Below are 17,059 nucleotides of genomic sequence, written 5' to 3'. Positions count from 1 at the left end.
AAATCAGGTTATAACGCTTCCGGCACGCCCTGGCGCAGCAGGTGGGAGCAGCCCAGCCGCTTCGCCTCCGCCACGGGATCATCACAGGCATCCATGGCCGCCACCGTGTGCCAGCCCTGGGCGCGCAGGGCCGACGCCTCAGCATAATCCGTGCCCAGCGGCAGCAGCACGCGGCGCACCGGCTGGGGGCCGGGGATGGCGCGCAGCACCGTGTCGGTGAAGATGGTGAAACCGATCGCGGGCTCGCCCACCGGGCTGTCGCCGCCGGTGCGGTAACGCCCGCCGCGCCCCACCTCACCGCGCACACCGCGCGCGAACAGGGTGAAGCTGACACCGGTTTGATATTCAAAGCCGCGCATTTCCACCGGATCGATGGTCACGGCCAGATGCGGGGCGGCTTGCCCGATGAGCGCCACCACCTCGGTCAGGCGCTGACGGGCGGCCTCCGCTACCGGCGGCAGCGCGATAGCGGCCAACCGTTCAACAGCGGCCGGGGCCGGACCGCTGGCGCCCAGAATGGCGCTGAACAGATCGGCATGGGGGCCGGCAGCCTCTGCCAGCGCCTTGGCATCCCGGTGATCCAAGGCGGAACGCAGACGGGCGTAATCATCCCCGGTCAGGCTCAGGGCCTGGGCCACGGCCGGCACCAGGGTGGGCACGGTCAGATCGATGGAAACGCCCTTGGCACCCACGGCAGCCAGCGCCGAGGCGGCCAGCAGGACGATTTCGGCATCTGCCTCGGCCCGGTCGGGGCCGATCAGTTCCACGCCCACCTGACCGAACTGGCGTTCCTGGCGCAGGCTGCTGCCCTTCACGCGCAGCACCTGGCCGGCATAGGACAGGCGCAGCGGCCGGGCGGCCTTGCGCAGCCGCGTGGCGGCGATGCGGGCCACCTGGGGCGTCATATCGGACCGCACGCCCATCATGCGCTGGGAGACCGGGTCCATGATGCGGAAAGTCTGGTTGGCCAATGCTGCGGCGGAACCGGAAAGCAGCCCCTCCTCAAATTCCACCAGCGGGGGTTTCACCCGCTCATAACCATGGCGATGGAATTCCTTCAACAGGCGGCCGACAATCTGCGCCTCATGCTCCGCGTCCGGCGGCAGCAGGTCACGCAATCCGGTAGGCAGCAATGCCTTGGCGGCCAGCGCCTTGGTGGGCGTATCGCTCATGGGGCAGGAACCGATGTTTCATACATGCCAATGGCCGGGGGTGGCCCCCCAACACCGGTAACCGGTCTTAGCCCACACCCCGCCTTCACGCAAACGCAAAGGAAGCCCGGTATAGCGCGGCTGCCCTGCGTGCGTGCGGGGCAGATTTGGCGCGCGCCCGCCGTTTCCTGTTTGACACAGATGAAGCCGTAGGTGGGGCCGGCACCGCATGGTGGAGGCCGGCCCCACGTCCCCGATTATTTCTTTTCCGCCGTCTGCAACACGAACCGGCGGTTCTGCGGCTGTATCGGACGGGCATTGTCCGGGAACAAGGCGGCAAAGGCGTCGATCTGCGCCTGCGACAGGGTGATGGGCTGCTTCAGCACCACCCAATGCACCACCTCTGAACAGGGGGGCGTGGTCAGGGAGCCTTCATAGCGGAAATAATCACGGTTGGCCGGCACCAGCTTGGCCAGGTCCAGGGTCAGTTCCTTGTCAGCCTTGCCTTCCTTGGCTGGCATCGCGGCCCAGACGGGGGCCAGGGTGGTGTTTTCCGGGCCCGGTACGATCATCACCCCCAGCACCGCCAACTGGCCGGTCTGGGCATTTTTGTGGACCAGATGCAGTTCCATCGGTGCCTTCTTGTCCGCCACTTCATGCTCACTGGGGTGGTGGAAATGGAACTGCACAAGATCATAGCGCTGGCCTTCCAGGTCGATGGAGGCACCGGGCTGGATATTGGCCTGGATGGTATGGCCATTATTGATGATGCTGGCCGCTTGCTTGGGATAGCTGATGCCGATCGGTCCCAGTTGCGCCGGTACCGCCCCGACAATGTCGATCGGTGATTGGGCTTGACCGGCTTCGCACGCCGCGAAATCGGGCGAAAGCTTGCCCCACGCGGCAGGGCCTTCCGCCCCTTCATAAGTCCAATGGGTATGCGCCCCTTCGGCAAAGGCTGGAGCAGCAAAGGTCAACATCAAGGAAGTGAAAGCGACTGCGAGACGTGGAGACATGGCACACCATCGGCGTGTTAATGGGGAACCTGTTTTAATTCCCCAGACTCATTATGTTGCTGGTTATAATGGTCACACATATTTGGGTTGAACATTTTCATAAGGAAAATTTTTCATTAATTTAGGAATTTTTGGGATAAAATTTGGAATTTTATAGAAAAATTGAATATATTTATGATAATTAAAAGTAACTACAATTAAAAATTAAAATTTAATTTCAATCAGCATACACCAAAAAATCAAAATTTTGCCAATAAACAATATATTGCAGTACGATATTTTTTACCTCAACAGGAGAACAGGCACTGGAATAGTGCCAGCGATCTCCATACGGCAGGTGAGCAGCTCCCCCCAGGGTGCAGCGGCGCTATGGAGATTGTCCCCCCGCCCCCGCCACCGTGCCCCCCACAATCGAGACGGACTGATGCCGGATCGGAAACATTGCAGCAGAATCCCCTGCCCTGCTAATAAGATCACCACATACGCGTGAATGTCTTTCGGAAACAATGATGCAGGGCCGGGTGGTCGCTTTCGTAGGGCTGCTGCTGCTGATCACCGGCCTGGCGGGCTGCCGCCGGGCGGATGACCATGTGGCAACCCCACAGCAACAGGCGGCCGTGGCCGGCGTGCTGGGCGGCAGCTGCGATGGTGTGCGCCCGCAGCCGGAGCAGCTGGAAGGCGCCATCAGTGTCACCTATGCCCATCCCGGCAACCGGGATTTGCAGCTGCATATTTTCCAGCCGACCGAAGCCGCCGGGCCTTCACCCCGGCCGGCCATCCTGTTCTTTTTCGGCGGCAGCTGGCGGGTAGGGGAAATCACAGCTTTCCAGGAACAGGCCGATGCCTTCGTGGCAGCCGGATTCGCTGCCATCCTGGCGGATTACCGGGTGAAATGCCGGGATGGCAGCAACGCATGGCAATCGCTGAATGATGCGGAAGATGCCTATGAATGGCTGCGCCATCATGCCGGCACCTATGGCATCGACCCGAAAAAACTGATCCTGGCCGGCGGATCGGCCGGTGGGCATCTGGCCCTGGCCACAGCGCTGAAAGCGGATGAGGGCGAAAAGCCGGCCGCCTTGGTGCTGTTCAACCCGGTGGTTGATCTGGCCACGCCCGCCCCTTTCTATCTGAAACCGCTGGCCTGGTGGATTTCACCCATCGCCATGGATGTGGGCGCCCTGCCCCCGACGCTGATTTTCCATGGCACCGCTGACAGCAAGGTACCCATCGCCAGCATCCGCCATTTCTGCGCCAATGCGCAGGCTGAGGGGCGCACCTGTCAGGTGATGGAATATGAAGGGGCCGACCATAGTTTCTATACCAGCCACGATCCCGATCCCCGGCTGGGCACCTCCCCCCATGCGCATACGCTGGCAGCCGCACTGGCGTTGGGGCAGGCTGTTGCCCAGGGAATCCGCCGGCCATAAAACAAAAAGCACCTTGTCGTCAGGCTGAAATCAGCCGACGATCTCCGTGCTGGAGAAGAGGTAAACGATTTCGATCTCGGCGCTGTTCGGGCTGTTACAGAGCAAGGCGGGATAACCGGCACTTGGTATCACAGAGGAGAACGGTTGTCGGGATCTTGGTATGAGCAATAACCCTGGTTACTCTGATGTAACATTTCCCTCGGCTCCGGGGGGAAGAACTTCCGAGCTGGCCCGATCCAGTTCTGCCAATACTTCATCCCACCGATAGCGGGGCATCCAACCCAATTCGCTGATGGCCTTGGCCGGATCATAAAGACGGTCAATCCGAAGCGGCAGCCGCCAACAACGCTGGGAAAAGGCGGCTGCGAGATCAGGCGCTGCCTGGGTCAATACAGCCGCCGCGTCGCTACCCAATGACGCCATATCCCCAGGTTCGAATATCGGCTGACCGGATATGATGTAACGCGCGATGTCAGACCCGGTTCGATGCAAAGCCGCGACATGGGCGCTGGCCACGTCGCGTGCATCAATGCCGCGATGCAGACGATAAACCGCCATGATCGGTGCGCTTTCAGGAAAACATCGGGACATGCGCAGTATCGTGACTGTCAGCCCACCATCTTGGGCCATTGCTGCTAAGGCTTTCTCCGCCTGCAACTTGCTGTGATGATAGATACTACGGGGTTGCGGCACCGTATTCTCATCAATCCACAGCGCCGGTCCTTTGCTCGGCACTGCGGAGCCGTAAAGGGCGGTGGTGCTGGTGAATATGAAGGGGGCTATGCCCCGTTGGCGGGCCGCATCCGCAAGGGCAACCGTTGCATCCACATTGATGCGCCGAAAATGATCGTCGGTCACCAACCCGACATGGGGGGCATGAAGGGCGGCCGTATGGATAACGGCCCGCACACCTGTCAACGCCCGTGCCACCAGCGTCGGATCGCCAACGTCCCCAACAAAGGCTGTGGTAGAGGCTGGTGCTCTGTCCAGTCCGACAGGACTGTACCCAGCCCGCCCAAGGGCACACCAGATGGCCCTGCCGATGCGCCCGCTGCTTCCGGTAACCAATACTCGCATGTGCGCCTCCAAAAGCAAAAAGCCCGCCGGGGAGATACTCCCCGGCGGGCTTTTCACCAAAACGCACCTTGTCGTCAGGCTAAAATCAGCCGACGATCTCCGTACCAGCGAAGAAATAGGCGATTTCGATCTTGGCGTTGTCCAGGCTGTCGGAGCCGTGAACGGAATTGGCCTCGATGCTCTCGGCGAAATCCTTGCGGATGGTGCCGGGGGCGGCGTTGGCCGGGTTCGTGGCGCCCATGATCTCACGGTTCTTGGCAACGGCGTCTTCGCCTTCCAGAACCTGCACCACCACCGGGCCGGAGATCATGAAGGACACCAGCTCGCCGAAGAAGGGGCGTTCGCGGTGAACGTCGTAGAACTGCTCGGCCTGCGCCTTCGACAGCTGAACGCGCTTCTGCGCAACGATACGCAGACCGTTTTCCTCGAAGCGGGCATTGATCTTGCCGGTGAGGTTGCGGCGGGTCGCGTCGGGCTTAATGATCGACAGCGTCCGTTCGACAGCCATGGGAATCTCCTGGGCCTAAGCGGTTAAACTTGCGCGGCCTTATACCGATGTATAGGTCCGTCCACAACGTCCAATCTGTGAAAGCTTATATGCGTGCCGCTTCTGCACAGACAGCACCTGTGGTAAAGCCCACCCCATCATGCTGCAGATCACCGACCTCACCTACCGTATCGCCGGCCGGCTTTTGCTGGAAGGCGCCAGCGTCACCATCCCCGCCGGCCACCGCGTGGCCCTGGTGGGCCGCAACGGCACGGGCAAATCCACCCTGTTGCGCCTGATCGCCGGCGAAATCCACGCCGATTCCGGCTCCATCTTCCTGCCATCGGGCCTGAAGATGGGCTGGGTGCGGCAGGAGGCACCGGCGGGATCGACCACGCTGATCGAGGCGGTGCTGGCCGCCGATACCGAACGCACCGCCCTGCTGGCGGAGGCCGAAACCGCCACCGACCCGGAACGGATCGGTGAGATTCATGCGCGGCTGGCGGATATCGGCGCGCATTCGGCAGAATCGCGCGCCGCCCGCATCCTGTCCGGTCTGGGCTTCAATGCCGAGGCGCAGCAGCGCCCCTGTTCGGATTTCTCCGGTGGCTGGCGGATGCGCGTGGCGCTGGCCGGCGTGCTGTTCACCGAGCCTGACCTGCTGCTGCTGGACGAACCGACCAACCATCTGGACCTGGAAGCGACCCTGTGGCTGGAGGAGTACCTTAAGAATTATCCGCACACGATGCTGATCGTCAGCCATGATCGCGGCCTGCTGAACAAGGTGCCGACCAGTATCGTGCATCTGGATCAGCTGAAGCTGACCTCGTACGGCGGCAATTACGACACGTTCGTGCAGGTCCGCTCCATGCGGATGGAACATGCCAAGGCCATGGCCGCCAAGCAGGATGCCCAGCGCGCACACCTGCAATCCTTCGTGGACCGGTTCCGCGCCAAGGCCAGCAAGGCCACCCAGGCGCAAAGCAAGCTGAAGGCCATCGAACGGCTGGGGCCGCGCATTCAGGTGATCGACGACACGCCGGTCAATTTCAATTTCCCCTCGCCCGAGGAACTGGCCCCGCCGCTGATCCGGCTGGATAATGCGGTGGCCGGCTATGGCGACAAGGCGATCCTGAAACGGCTGAACCTGCGCATTGACGGGGATGACCGCATCGCCCTGCTGGGTGCCAATGGCAATGGCAAATCCACCCTGGTGAAGCTGTTGTCCGGGCGCATGGCGCCGCTGTCCGGCGAGGTGTTCCGGTCGGGCAAGCTGCGCGTCGGCTATTTCGCCCAGCACCAGTCGGATGAATTGAACATGGGCTGGACAGCCCTGCAGCAGATGCAGGCGGTGATGCCGCCCGGCACGCTGGAAGGCCAGGCACGCTCGCATCTGGGCCGGTTCGGCTTCACCCAGCCCAAGGCGGACACCAAAATCTCCGGCCTGTCGGGCGGGGAAAAGGCCAAGCTGCTGCTGGCCATGATGACGCGCGACGCGCCGCATATCCTGATGCTGGACGAACCGACCAACCATCTGGATATCGACAGCCGCGAGGCGCTGGTGGAGGCGCTGAATGAGTATGAGGGCGCTGTCATCGTCATCAGCCACGATCCGCATCTGGTGGAACTGACGGCGGATCGGCTGTGGCTGGTCAATGACGGCACCTGCCAGCCGTTCGAAGGCGACCTGGAGGATTACAAGCGCCTGCTGCTGGACAAAAGCCGCGCCGAAAGGGCAGCGGAGAAAAGCAGCGGCAGTGCCGCAACCGCCCCGGCGCGCGACCGCAAGGATGAACGCCGGGCTGCTGCCGAGCTGCGCCAGCAACTGGCCCCCTTGCGCCGCAAGATCGAGGATGTCGACAAGCGCATGGCCAAGCTGACCAAGCGCAAGACGGAACTGGAAGCCAAGCTGGCCGACCCGAAGCTGTATGATGGGCCATCGGACAAGGTGACGAAGATCCAGATTGAGCTGGGGGGCGTGACCGCCGAGCTGGAAGAGGCGGAAATGGAATGGCTGGACCTGTCCGAACAGATGGAAAAGGCAATGGCCGAAGGGCTGGGGGGTTGAGACAAAAAGGGTAAAGCTCTGCCCGGCCACTGCCAGACGGTGTTCTGCCTTAAAGATAACGCACAGCCTTGTCATTGCATTGCGGCAGGGCACATGCCATGTGTGCTGTCCAAACGGTTCAACCACGAGGGTTCAGACCCGAAATGCCGCTAGACCGCGCCGAGGCAGCCGCCCTGCCCAAGGAGCCGAACGCCGCCTGGCTGTTTTTCAAGCGCTGGATGGCGCGGCCGCTGCAAATGGCCTCCATCACGCCATCCTCGCCGCAGCTCTCCCGGCTGATTGCCAGCGAAGCTGTTTTTGGTCCGGATGAGGTGGTGGTGGAGTTCGGTGGCGGTACGGGTGCGATCACCCGCGCCCTGCTGGAACATGGTGTGCCGGCCAACCGGCTTTATACGGTGGAACGCGACCCGGAACTGGCGCCTTATCTGCGCCGGCATTTCCCGGCGGTGAACATCCTGGAAGGCGATGTGGTGGATGTGCGCAAGATGCTGCCGCCGCATCTGGTGGGCAAGGTGGGCAGCGTTATCTGCGGCATCCCGATGATCCTGATCCCCACCGAAGGCCAACGCGCCATCGTGGAGGAGATTTTCGCCATCATGCCCAAGGGTCGGCGTTTCTACGCCTATACTTATTCCGCACGCTCCCCCCTGAAGCGCAAGGAACTGGGCATCCAGGGTGAACGGGTGGGCTTCACCATCGCCAATGTGCCACCGGCCAGCGTCTGGGGCTATTGGCGGGATTGATAAAAACGGACGGGGGCCGTCAGCGCTGGCGGTGCCGCAATGCCGCCAACCCGAAGGGGCGACCCAGCAACCGCGCCCAGATGCTCCACCCCGTCAGCGCGGTGCCCAGCACCAGCAGCAGCGACAGGCCCGCCACCTCCCCCGCCCTCTGCGCACTGGCGGCGGCAGCAAGCGCGAAGGCCACAGCCAGAACGCCCGACAGTTTGGATGTGAAGTAAAGGGCGCTGTGCCAGGGGGCACGGGCCAGCATGTCAGGCTGTTTGGCCGCCTTCAGCAACAAGGGCAGCGGCAGCAATTTCAATGCTGCGAAAACCAGCGTCATCGCGGTGAAGAAATCGGCCATATCCATCCGTTTGCCCCATCAGCGAGGGGCGGCGCGTATGCCGCCCCTCGCTGACTATTTTCCCCTCAGCCCAATTGGCCGATGAAATCACGCTTGCCGATCGCCAGCCCCTGCTGACGCAGCAGATCATAGGCGGTGGTCAGGTGGAAATAGAAATTGGGCAGGGCGAAGCCCAGCAGATAGGTCTGGGCGGTGAACGGCACCTCCCCGCTGGGCAGCTTCAGCACAATGGTCCGCCCGGCATCATCGGAAATATCCGCCGGCTGCACCGTGTCCAGAAAGGCTATGGTGCGGGCAATACGCTGGCGCAGCTCTCCCAGGCTCTGCTCCTCATCCGCCATGGCGGGCGGGACAATGCCGGCCAGCCGGGCGACCGCCCCCTTGGCATTGTCGCTGACCATCTGCACCTGCCGGGTGAGCGGGTGCATATCCGGGGCAATGCGGGCATTCAGCAGGGTGGCCGGGTCGATGCCGGTTTCGGCCACATGGGCCTCCGCCTTGGCCAGCAGATTATCCAGCACCAGCAGGCCCCGGCGCAGGGCAGGCACAGAGGCATCGTAGAAGGAGAGGCTCATTTGGGGCGTTTCCTCAACAGGATGAAGATATGACGCCCGGATGATGCCCATTGCCGGTGGGTTGTAAAGTGGCCGCCATCACTCCCCCGGTGGTGGCGCGGAAACAATGCCCCGCTTGGCCAGTTCATCCACCAGCCGCAGATAATCGCGGACGCGATCATCGCGTTGACGCCACAGATCAGCACGGGGCATGGCGCGCAGCGACTGACAGGCGCGGATCGCGGCCTGCCGGTCATCCTGGCCCGGCAAGGGGCGTAAATGAGCGGCGGCTGCATCCCGAAACGCATCGACGACCGGGGCCGGCGCGGGCGGGCCATTGCGCAGCCAGTGTTCCGCCATCTGAAAACGATCCAGCAGCATCAAGGCGATCATGTAATCCGAGGCTGATTGCAGACAGGGCTCACCGGTTTTGTAAATGCCGATCATCGGCATGAAAGGGGCCAACCCCGGCAGCGCATGGTTGGCGTAAATTTTCATCTGCCAATAATTGTCCGCCGTGCGAATGAAATGGTCGATATCGCGGATCGCCACCAACCCGGATTGGGCCATCGGCAATATCTCAACCTTCGGCTTGGTCGGGGTCACGGTATCGTTGGAGACATCGATATAGAGGTCGCCGAACTGCATGGCGTTCTGAAAATAAGACTCGCGCAGCACCCCCCAGATGCTGCGCACCTTGCCCCCCGCCGTCACAAAGGCGCGGATAGCCGCGAGACCGGCATGGGTCGGGTTATGGATTCGCTTGTTCAGCTCCCCCACCACCCTATTGCTGATTTCCAGGCAGCAGCCCAGGGGATAGGGCTTGCCGAAACGCATGGGAAAGCGCTGGGACAACACCGGATCGAGCTCCGCCCGCAGCCCCAGCAGATAGTCATAGATTGCATCCTGCGCCGGCAGCAGATGCTGCCGTGTCAGGGCTACCTGCTCCGGAGAGGCCGAAATCGGCTGCTGCGGCAATATGACCTTGTCACGATCCATCATCCCCCCTGTCCCGCCGCTCTAATTCAACGGTGGCGCCAGGGAGTTCCCATGTTTCAGCGCAACAGGCAAGGCGGGATCAAAGGGGAACAGGCCATTATTCACCCGGCAAATGCACCCGAATGGCGGCGCTGGCGCGCTGCCCGGTGGCATCCATCACCGTCAGGCGGGAAAAGCCGGCACCCGGCGGCTGCCAGAACCGGCTGTCATCGGGCAGCGGCACATTATCGGCCACCCAGCGGTAAGGCGGGCGACCACCGGATGCGGAAAGCGACACCCCTTCCGCCAGCGCTTCCACCTCCGCGCCATCGGGCGGGAACAGGATACGCAGCGGTTCGGTGCGGGTATTGGCCGCCATCCCGCCGCTATCCAGGCGGGTCAGGGCTGACGGTGGCGGGTTGCGGAACAGGGCATGGTCGGGGTTGGGCAATGGCTTTCCTGCCCCATCCGGCGGCAACAGATCGAAGACGCGGAACATGATGGGGGCGGCGGCCTGCCGCCCCGCCGCACCGGGCCGGGGTGCGCCATCGGCCCGGCCTACCCAGACGGCCACCGTGTAATCATTGGACACACCCACCGTCCAGGCATCGCGGAAGCCAAAGGACGTGCCGGTCTTGAACGCCACCCGCCGCCGGGCGATGCCGGCCCCGCCGGCCAGCCCGTCCGGCATCGGGCTGTCGCGCAGCACGGCCAGCACAGCGCGGGCCGCATCGGCCCCCACCAGCCGCCCGACAGGTGCGGGGGCCGGCTGATCGGCGCGCAGGCGCAACGGCCGGGCCAAGCCATCATCCGCCAAGGCGGCATAGAGCATGGCCAGATCGCCCAGCCTGATCCCGACCCCGCCCAGTGCCAGCGGCAGGCCGGGTTCGGCGGCGGGCGGCAAGGCCAGATCGGCCCCAGAAAGGCGCAGCAATGCCGCCAGCCGCCCCGGCCCCACCCGTTCCAGCACCCGCACAGCGGGGATGTTCAGCGAACGCTGCAACGCCTCCCGCGCCGTCACCACCCCATGGAAGCCATCATCGAAATTATTGGGCAGCCAGTCGCCAAAACGCTGTGGCGCATCATCAATCAGCGTGCCGGGATGCAGCGACAGATCATCAAAGGCCACCGCATAGATAAACGGTTTCAGCGCCGATCCGGGGGAGCGGACGGCGCGCGACAGATCCAACTGGCGCTGTTTCCAGTCAGCGCTGCCGATCTGGGCCAATACGCTGGCATCCCTGTTATCCAGCACCAGCACGGCCATGTCGCCGCCCTTCTCCAGCCGCGCCAGTTCCGCCCGCCCCACCCCTTCCAGGGCGCGCTGCAGGTCGCTGTGCAGGGTGCTGCGGATGCGGGCACCGCCCGGCTGATCCGCCGCCAGCTTTTCCGCCAGATGCGGGGCCAGCATCGGCAGCGGCAGCATGGTTATAGGCAGCGGTTCGGCCTTGGCGGCGTCGGCCACATCGGCGGCGATCAGGCCTGCAGCCACAGCGCGGTCCAGCACCTTGGCCCGCGCCGCCTTGGCCGCCGCCGGGAAGCGATCCGGCCGCAGCCGTTCGGGCGATTGCGGCAGGGCCACCAGCAGGGCCGCCTGGGCCGGGGTCAATTGCCCCGGCTCCCGCCCGAACCAGGCAAGGCTGGCCGCCCGCACCCCCTCCAGCGGGCCACCGAAGGGGGCGAGGGTCAGATAGAGGGACAGCACGCCATCGGCACCCAGCCGCCGGCGCAACTGTAACGCCCGCCCCGCCTCTGCCAGCTTGGCACCGATGGTGCGCGGGCTGGGGGACAGCAGGCGGGCCGCCTGCATGGACAGGGTGGACGCACCGGAAATCACCCGCCCATGCCGTACCCCCTGCGCCCCCGCCCGCAGAATGGCCAGCGGGTCGACACCGGGATGCCAGCCATAGCGGCGATCTTCCACCGCCACCAGCATGGCGCGGTAAAGCGGGTCCACCTGATCGGGATTGGTGGTCAGCCGCCACGCCCCCTCCGCCGTGGGGAAGGGGCGCAGCAGCCGGCCTTCATGATCCAGTATCTCCACCGACCGACCGTCCCAGCGGGACAGGTCGGGCGGCAAGGCCAGATCGGTGGCGAGCAGCCCCAGCGCGAGCACCCCTGCTGACGCTATCGCCACCCGACTTTTCTTCACTCCGCAATCTCCAGCCGGCCCATCGCCGTGCGGGCCTTGATCTTCGGCAGGTACATATGTTCGGCCACTACTGCCGGCATGGCGAAGGAACCGGGCGTCACCGCCCGCACCGCATAGGCAATGCGGAAGCCCCATTTGCCGTTCAACCGCACGCCGTTGGGGCCGGGTGTCGTTTCATTTTCCTCATAGGTGGGCAGGGAGAGGGCAGCAACGAAACGGTCGTCGCGGCCTTCAGCGATGTTGGTGGAGGATATCCGCCCCAGCCAGCCATAGCCGGCCTGTTCCGGGCGGATCACGCCCTCCACCTCCAGCCCGGCGGGCAGCAGGTCCAGCAGGGCATAATCGCCGCTGGCCATTGCCTCTCCGGCATCGCCTTCCAGCACCACGATGATGCGGTCATTCTGCTTCACCTGCGACAGGTCCAGCGCCTCCCCGCTCATGGAGAAGAAGGATTTGCTGACACTGATGCCCGAGGCCTGGGCCGGCACCGGTTCCACCGGCACGCCTTCCACCGACAGGGTGCGGTAGAGCCCGGTTTCCCCCTGATTGGCCAGCACCAGCCCGGTGCGCAGCCGGTCCTGCGATATCGGCAGGGATACAGGGTCACCGGCCCCCGCCGGTTTGCCATCCACTGTCACCGCCAGCTTGGCATTCTTGCCGGTCAGGGCGGATGCGGCGCGCAGCATCCAGGCCTTTTCCTGGGTGTTGGTCTCCTCCGCCCGCGTGTCAAACAATTGGGCCGTGTTCAGCAGGGCCGGCACGGCCGCCCCCCGCCCATCCAGCGCCAGCAGGGAGGCGATGGCATAGGTATCGCGCAGCCGGCTGCCATAGGCATCGGTGCGGGCCGGCAGGTTGGCTTTCTTGCCGGTACGGCGGGCCTGTTCCTGCGCCTGCTGGTCGGCCTCCGCCCGGGCTGCCCATTGCGCCAACTGCTTGCGGGCGGTGTCAAACGCCTGTCCGGCGCGGGCGCGTTCGCCCACGGCATCCAGGGCGGCGGCCAGATGGGCCGAGGCCAGTGCCTGATCCGGCATCCGGCTGTCATGGAAATAACGCAGGTCGCCGGCATTGGCCTGCCCCTTGCGGGCCAGTACCCAGGCGGCATAGGCCTGCACTTCCGCCGGATAGGAGCGGGTGGTGGCCCCGGTCAGCCATTGCCGGCCCAGCGCCAAGGCATCCCCCGGCACCACATAGCCCTGATCAGCGGCCAGGTTCAGGAAATCGAGCGCAAAAACCGACAGCCACGGATTGGCCGCATTGCCATACTGTCCCCACATGCGGAAGCCGCCTTCCGGGTCCTGCATGGTCAGCACACGGTCGATGGCATCCTGGATACGGTCGGCAATCGCCTTATCCTGCTTCACCTCTGTCAGCAGGGCCAGATCGTTGAACCAGAGCAACGGCATGGCGCGGCTGACCGTCTGTTCCAGACAGCCGAACGGGTACCGGTCCAGCCAACGCAACATGCCGGGCACATCCATGCCCTGCCAGCGGGAGATGGAGAGCGCCACCTTTTCCGTTCCGGGTATCAACCCTTCCAACAGGTCCGGCGGCAGGTTGGAAACCTCCCCCGGTGCCAGGGTGGCCACCATTTCGCGCGTCACCGGCAATTGCGGCGGACGCACCTGGATGGGCCAGCTGCGCTGCACCTGGAAGCCGCCCGGCCCGCTGACGGCCAGCGTCACCGTACCGATACCGGCACTGCTTCCCGTCAGCGGCACGGTGAAGACCTGCCGCTGACCGGCAGCCAGATTAATCTCCCGCGTCTCCTGCCCGCCGGAAACGGCATCCTTGGCGGAGATGGTCAGGCGATAGGGGCCCGGCTGGCCCTCCACATTATGCAGCAGCACGGTGGCGCGGCCCTGGTCGGCCGGCGACAGGAAGCGCGGCAGGATCAATTCCGCCACCACCGGATCACGCACCGTCAGCCGCTTTTCGGCCGAGCCCAGCTTTGTCGTGTCCCAGGCCACGGCCATCAGGCGCAATTCACCCTGGAAATCGGGGATATCCAGCGAAATGGTCGCCTCGCCATCGCCATCCAGCGCCACGATGCCGGAGAACAGGGCCACCGTGCGGGTGGGCACCACATCCAGCCCCTTGCCGCCGAACCCGTCGCCGCCCTGGTCATCGCCCTGGCCCTGGGCGCGGATCAGGCGGCCATAATCATCGCGCATGGACACGCCCAGCTCGCGCTTGGTCAGGTAATAATCCTGCGGCTTGGGCGTGGGGAAGCGGGTCAGTTGCAAAATGCCCTGATCCACCGCCGCCAGGGTGAGATAGGCCGACTTGCCGGCCCCCTTCACCGTCACCGGCACCTTGATGGACTGGCGCGGCAGGATCTTGTCCGGCGTGCCGATAGAAACATCCAGGGTGCGGCGCGCCGGGTCCAGCCCCAGCCAGGCCACCCCCACGGCGCGCACCGGCGCATGGCCCAGATCGGCCGTCAACGGACGGTAGAGCGTCACCAGGGCATAGGCCCCCGGCCCCCAATCCGCCCCGATGGGGATATCCACATCCGCCCCACCCGCCGGGACGCTGACGCTGCGGGTTTCATGCACGGTTTCATTGGCGATGACGATCAGCGCCTCGCCCGCCGCCTCGCTGTCAATGCGCAGCCGGGCCGTGTCGCCGGGCTTATACCCGGCGCGGTCCGCGGCCAGCTTCAACCGGTCGGGCCGGTCCGGCCCGCTTTCGCCATACCAGCCGCTGTAAAAGTCGAGAGAGGTGGCCGCCCCGCTGGCGGCATCGGTGACGATCAGGCGGTAGCTGCCCCAACTGACATTTTGGGCCAGACTGGCCGGCTTGTCGGTGCCGATATCCAGCGCCCCGCTGGCAATCACCTTTTCCCGTGGCACGCGCTGATATTTCCAGGTGCCGCCGCTGCGGAACCATTGCCAGGTGGAGCTATCCTTGACCAGCCGCCAGGACAGGCCCTTGGCGGCCACCGCTGTGCCCGCCTCATCCACCGCGATCACATCGAAACCGGCCTCCGCCCCTTCCGGCACCGCATCCTGGAAACGGGGGCGGATGCCGATGCTGACCGGGGTGACCGGCACCGGCACATAAACCTGTTCCGATGTGGCGCGGCCCCCCGGCTCCCGGATGGCGACGGAAATCGCCGCGCGCAGCGGCTGGGTGCCCAGCGGGCCGGCGGGCAGCGACCCCGTGACCACAGTGTCGCCCTTGGCGTCGGTATTATCGACCGACAGGTCCACCGGCTCCACATCAAACCGGTCGGCTTGGATGCCCCAGGTGAAGCCCTTATGGGCCGGGAAGGGGGCCGGGTCCGGCTCCAGCGTCAGGCGCGCTTCACCGGCCAGATCGGCACCGGGCGCGCCATAAAGGAAGCGGGCATTGACATTCAGGCTCAGCTCACCGCCCAGGGCCAGCCGTTCCGGCTTGTTATTGATGGCCAGCGCCAGCCGTTGGGGCACGAAATCCTGCACCTGGAAGCGCACGGAACCCACCGCCGGCCCTTCCGGATCGGCATGGGCGGTGGCTTCCCATTGGCCCCGGCTGGCACTGACCGGCAGCACCACGGACAGGCTGCCCGCCGCCCCGCCCTTGTCGGCCAGATCGAAGCGCTGATGTTCCTTACCGTCGGGGCGACGGATGCGGATGGTCAGATGCCGGCCCGGCAGGGCCGTCGCCTCCCGGTCGCGCAGCAGGGCCGTCAGCTGCACCGTCTCGCCAGGGCGATAAATGCCGCGTTCGGTATAAAGGAAGGCGTCGACAGCGGCAGAGGGGCGGCGGCCCTCTACGCCGCGATCGGACAGGTCAAAGCCGGGACGGCGCAAATCCAGGAAATTGAAATCGCCATCATTTTGATAGGCCATGACCATGACGGGGGCCATGCCGCCTTCCCCGCGCAGCAGCCCGGCATCAAAGCGCACCAGCCCCTTGGCGTCCGTGCGCGCCTCCCCCAGCACCTCATTATTGCGGGCGATCAGGGACAGGCGCACGCCGGCCAGCGGCTTGGCGCTGCCCAGCGACCGGACGGAGAGCGTCAAGCCATCATCGCCGCGAAAGCTGGTCAGCCCCAGATCGGACTGCACCACCCATTGCCCCGCCTGCGGGCGGTAGCTTTCAGAGTAATAATATTCATCCTCCCCGTCATTGCGGGGCGCATCGGGGTTGCGCGCGGTCAGCAGATAGGCGCCGGGTTCGCGTTTGCCGATGGCATCGGCCAGCGGGAACAGGGTGGTGACGGCGGTATTGCGCGGCCCCTTCACCGCCACCTCCCCCTGCCAGACCAGCTTGCCCGTATCCTCCCCCACCTCCCGCGCGGCATAGGGATAGAAGGTGCGTTCATCGACGAAATCCTGCCGCATCCGGGCCAGCATCCGGTCGCCGACACGGTAGAGCTTCACCTCCAGCCGGTCGACATTGACGGTGGTGATGGGCAGGCCGTCGCCCGTTTCGCGCGGCAGGATGAAGCCCTGGCCCAGCGCCACCGCCGGCGCCCGGTCGGAGAGGCTGACGGTGACATTCTGATCATCGGCCAGCTTGGCCCCATCAGCCGCCGGCAGGCCGGCGCGCAACGTCACCTCATGCTCCGCCCCGAAGGCCAGACCGGACAGGCAGAGCTTCGGCCCATCGACCCGGAAACCGGCCGTCACCCCCTCCGGCAGTTGCACATAATCGGCATAATTGACGGCACGGGTGCTGTTCAGGGGGCGGTTGAACACCAGACACGCCTCTGCCACCGCATTGGCGGATTCGGTGGACAGGCGGGCGAAACGGAAGGCGGGGGAATCGGGAACCGGCTGGCTGCTGACGGTCAGCGGCCGCGAATCGGGCGCTGTCGTTCTGGCCGGTTCAGCGGGCGATGCGGCAGGGGGTGGGTTGGTCCCGGTGGCCACCACGCCCCCCCGTTCCCCTGCCGATCCCAGCCAATGGGCAACGCCCCAGCCGGCCACACCCAACAGAATGACGGTGACGGCCGCCAGGGCCATCTGCATCCAAGACCGCATGTTTTCCCACCCCCCGCTTCAGCGTGACAACAGAGTGCCAATCCCATTGTGGCGACACAACGGTCAGTGGTGCCAACGAAGGAGGTAATT

Annotated in this window: 12 protein-coding genes; 3 read left to right on the top strand and 9 right to left on the bottom strand. The window is 64.7% G+C overall.

Annotated features, from left to right (window positions below; genetic code table 11):
- Nucleotides 1-8: 8 nt before the first annotated feature.
- Nucleotides 9-1,172 (bottom strand): ATP phosphoribosyltransferase regulatory subunit, encoded by a 1,164-nt coding sequence (locus CHB97_RS01005; RefSeq protein WP_089286073.1) that lies wholly within the window; start codon nucleotides 1,170-1,172, stop codon nucleotides 9-11.
- Nucleotides 1,173-1,408: 236 nt separating this feature from the next.
- On the bottom strand, nucleotides 1,409-2,167 hold the full coding sequence (locus CHB97_RS01000) for a carbonic anhydrase (RefSeq protein WP_089286072.1): 759 nt from the start codon (nucleotides 2,165-2,167) through the stop codon (nucleotides 1,409-1,411).
- Nucleotides 2,168-2,673: 506 nt separating this feature from the next.
- Here CHB97_RS01000 and CHB97_RS00995 point away from each other — a divergent pair.
- The gene (locus CHB97_RS00995; RefSeq protein ID WP_089286071.1) at nucleotides 2,674-3,597 is read left to right on the top strand and encodes an alpha/beta hydrolase; all 924 of its coding nucleotides are present in this window, start codon (nucleotides 2,674-2,676) and stop codon (nucleotides 3,595-3,597) included.
- A gap of 177 nt (nucleotides 3,598-3,774) precedes the next feature.
- Here the strand turns inward: CHB97_RS00995 and CHB97_RS00990 are convergent, their stop codons facing one another.
- Both CHB97_RS00990 and ndk read right to left on the bottom strand, forming a co-directional pair.
- Entirely contained in the window at nucleotides 3,775-4,674 is a 900-nt protein-coding gene (locus tag CHB97_RS00990; RefSeq protein WP_089286070.1) for an NAD(P)-dependent oxidoreductase, read from the bottom strand.
- Nucleotides 4,675-4,759: 85 nt separating this feature from the next.
- A complete protein-coding gene (gene ndk / locus CHB97_RS00985; protein ID WP_089286069.1) occupies nucleotides 4,760-5,182 on the bottom strand; it encodes a nucleoside-diphosphate kinase in 423 nt (140 codons plus the stop codon).
- 139 nt (nucleotides 5,183-5,321) lie between these two features.
- Here ndk and CHB97_RS00980 point away from each other — a divergent pair, with 139 nt between their 5' ends.
- On the top strand, nucleotides 5,322-7,229 hold the full coding sequence (locus CHB97_RS00980; protein ID WP_089286068.1) for an ABC-F family ATP-binding cassette domain-containing protein: 1,908 nt from the start codon (nucleotides 5,322-5,324) through the stop codon (nucleotides 7,227-7,229).
- A 143-nt stretch (nucleotides 7,230-7,372) separates the two neighbouring features.
- The gene (locus CHB97_RS00975; RefSeq protein WP_089286067.1) at nucleotides 7,373-7,972 is read left to right on the top strand and encodes a class I SAM-dependent methyltransferase; all 600 of its coding nucleotides are present in this window, start codon (nucleotides 7,373-7,375) and stop codon (nucleotides 7,970-7,972) included.
- Nucleotides 7,973-7,991: 19 nt separating this feature from the next.
- Here CHB97_RS00975 and CHB97_RS00970 read toward each other — a convergent pair whose 3' ends face one another.
- The 5 genes from CHB97_RS00970 to CHB97_RS00950 all read right to left on the bottom strand — a co-directional run bounded on the left by CHB97_RS00970 (nucleotide 7,992) and on the right by CHB97_RS00950 (nucleotide 16,969).
- Complete coding sequence (locus CHB97_RS00970; RefSeq protein ID WP_089286066.1) at nucleotides 7,992-8,321, bottom strand: hypothetical protein; 330 nt, start codon at nucleotides 8,319-8,321, stop codon at nucleotides 7,992-7,994.
- 59 nt (nucleotides 8,322-8,380) lie between these two features.
- The gene (locus tag CHB97_RS00965) at nucleotides 8,381-8,890 is read right to left on the bottom strand and encodes a DUF1993 family protein (protein ID WP_089286065.1); all 510 of its coding nucleotides are present in this window, start codon (nucleotides 8,888-8,890) and stop codon (nucleotides 8,381-8,383) included.
- Between the two features lie 78 nt (nucleotides 8,891-8,968).
- A complete protein-coding gene (locus tag CHB97_RS00960) occupies nucleotides 8,969-9,871 on the bottom strand; it encodes a hypothetical protein (RefSeq protein WP_089286064.1) in 903 nt (300 codons plus the stop codon).
- 94 nt (nucleotides 9,872-9,965) lie between these two features.
- Nucleotides 9,966-11,999, bottom strand: a complete 2,034-nt coding sequence (gene pbpC, locus CHB97_RS00955) for a penicillin-binding protein 1C (protein WP_200819827.1) — start codon at nucleotides 11,997-11,999, stop codon at nucleotides 9,966-9,968.
- Nucleotides 11,996-16,969, bottom strand: coding sequence for an alpha-2-macroglobulin (locus CHB97_RS00950; RefSeq protein WP_089286062.1), 4,974 nt, complete (start codon nucleotides 16,967-16,969; stop codon nucleotides 11,996-11,998). The genes pbpC and CHB97_RS00950 overlap by 4 nt, the downstream gene beginning before the upstream one ends.
- Between the last annotated feature and the right edge of the window lie 90 nt (nucleotides 16,970-17,059).

It is taken from the genome of Azospirillum sp. RU38E (assembly GCF_900188385.1).
Classification (GTDB): Bacteria; Pseudomonadota; Alphaproteobacteria; order Azospirillales; family Azospirillaceae; genus Niveispirillum.
Note: the sequence above shows the minus strand (reverse complement) of the source record. Positions and strands in the feature narration are given on the sequence as shown.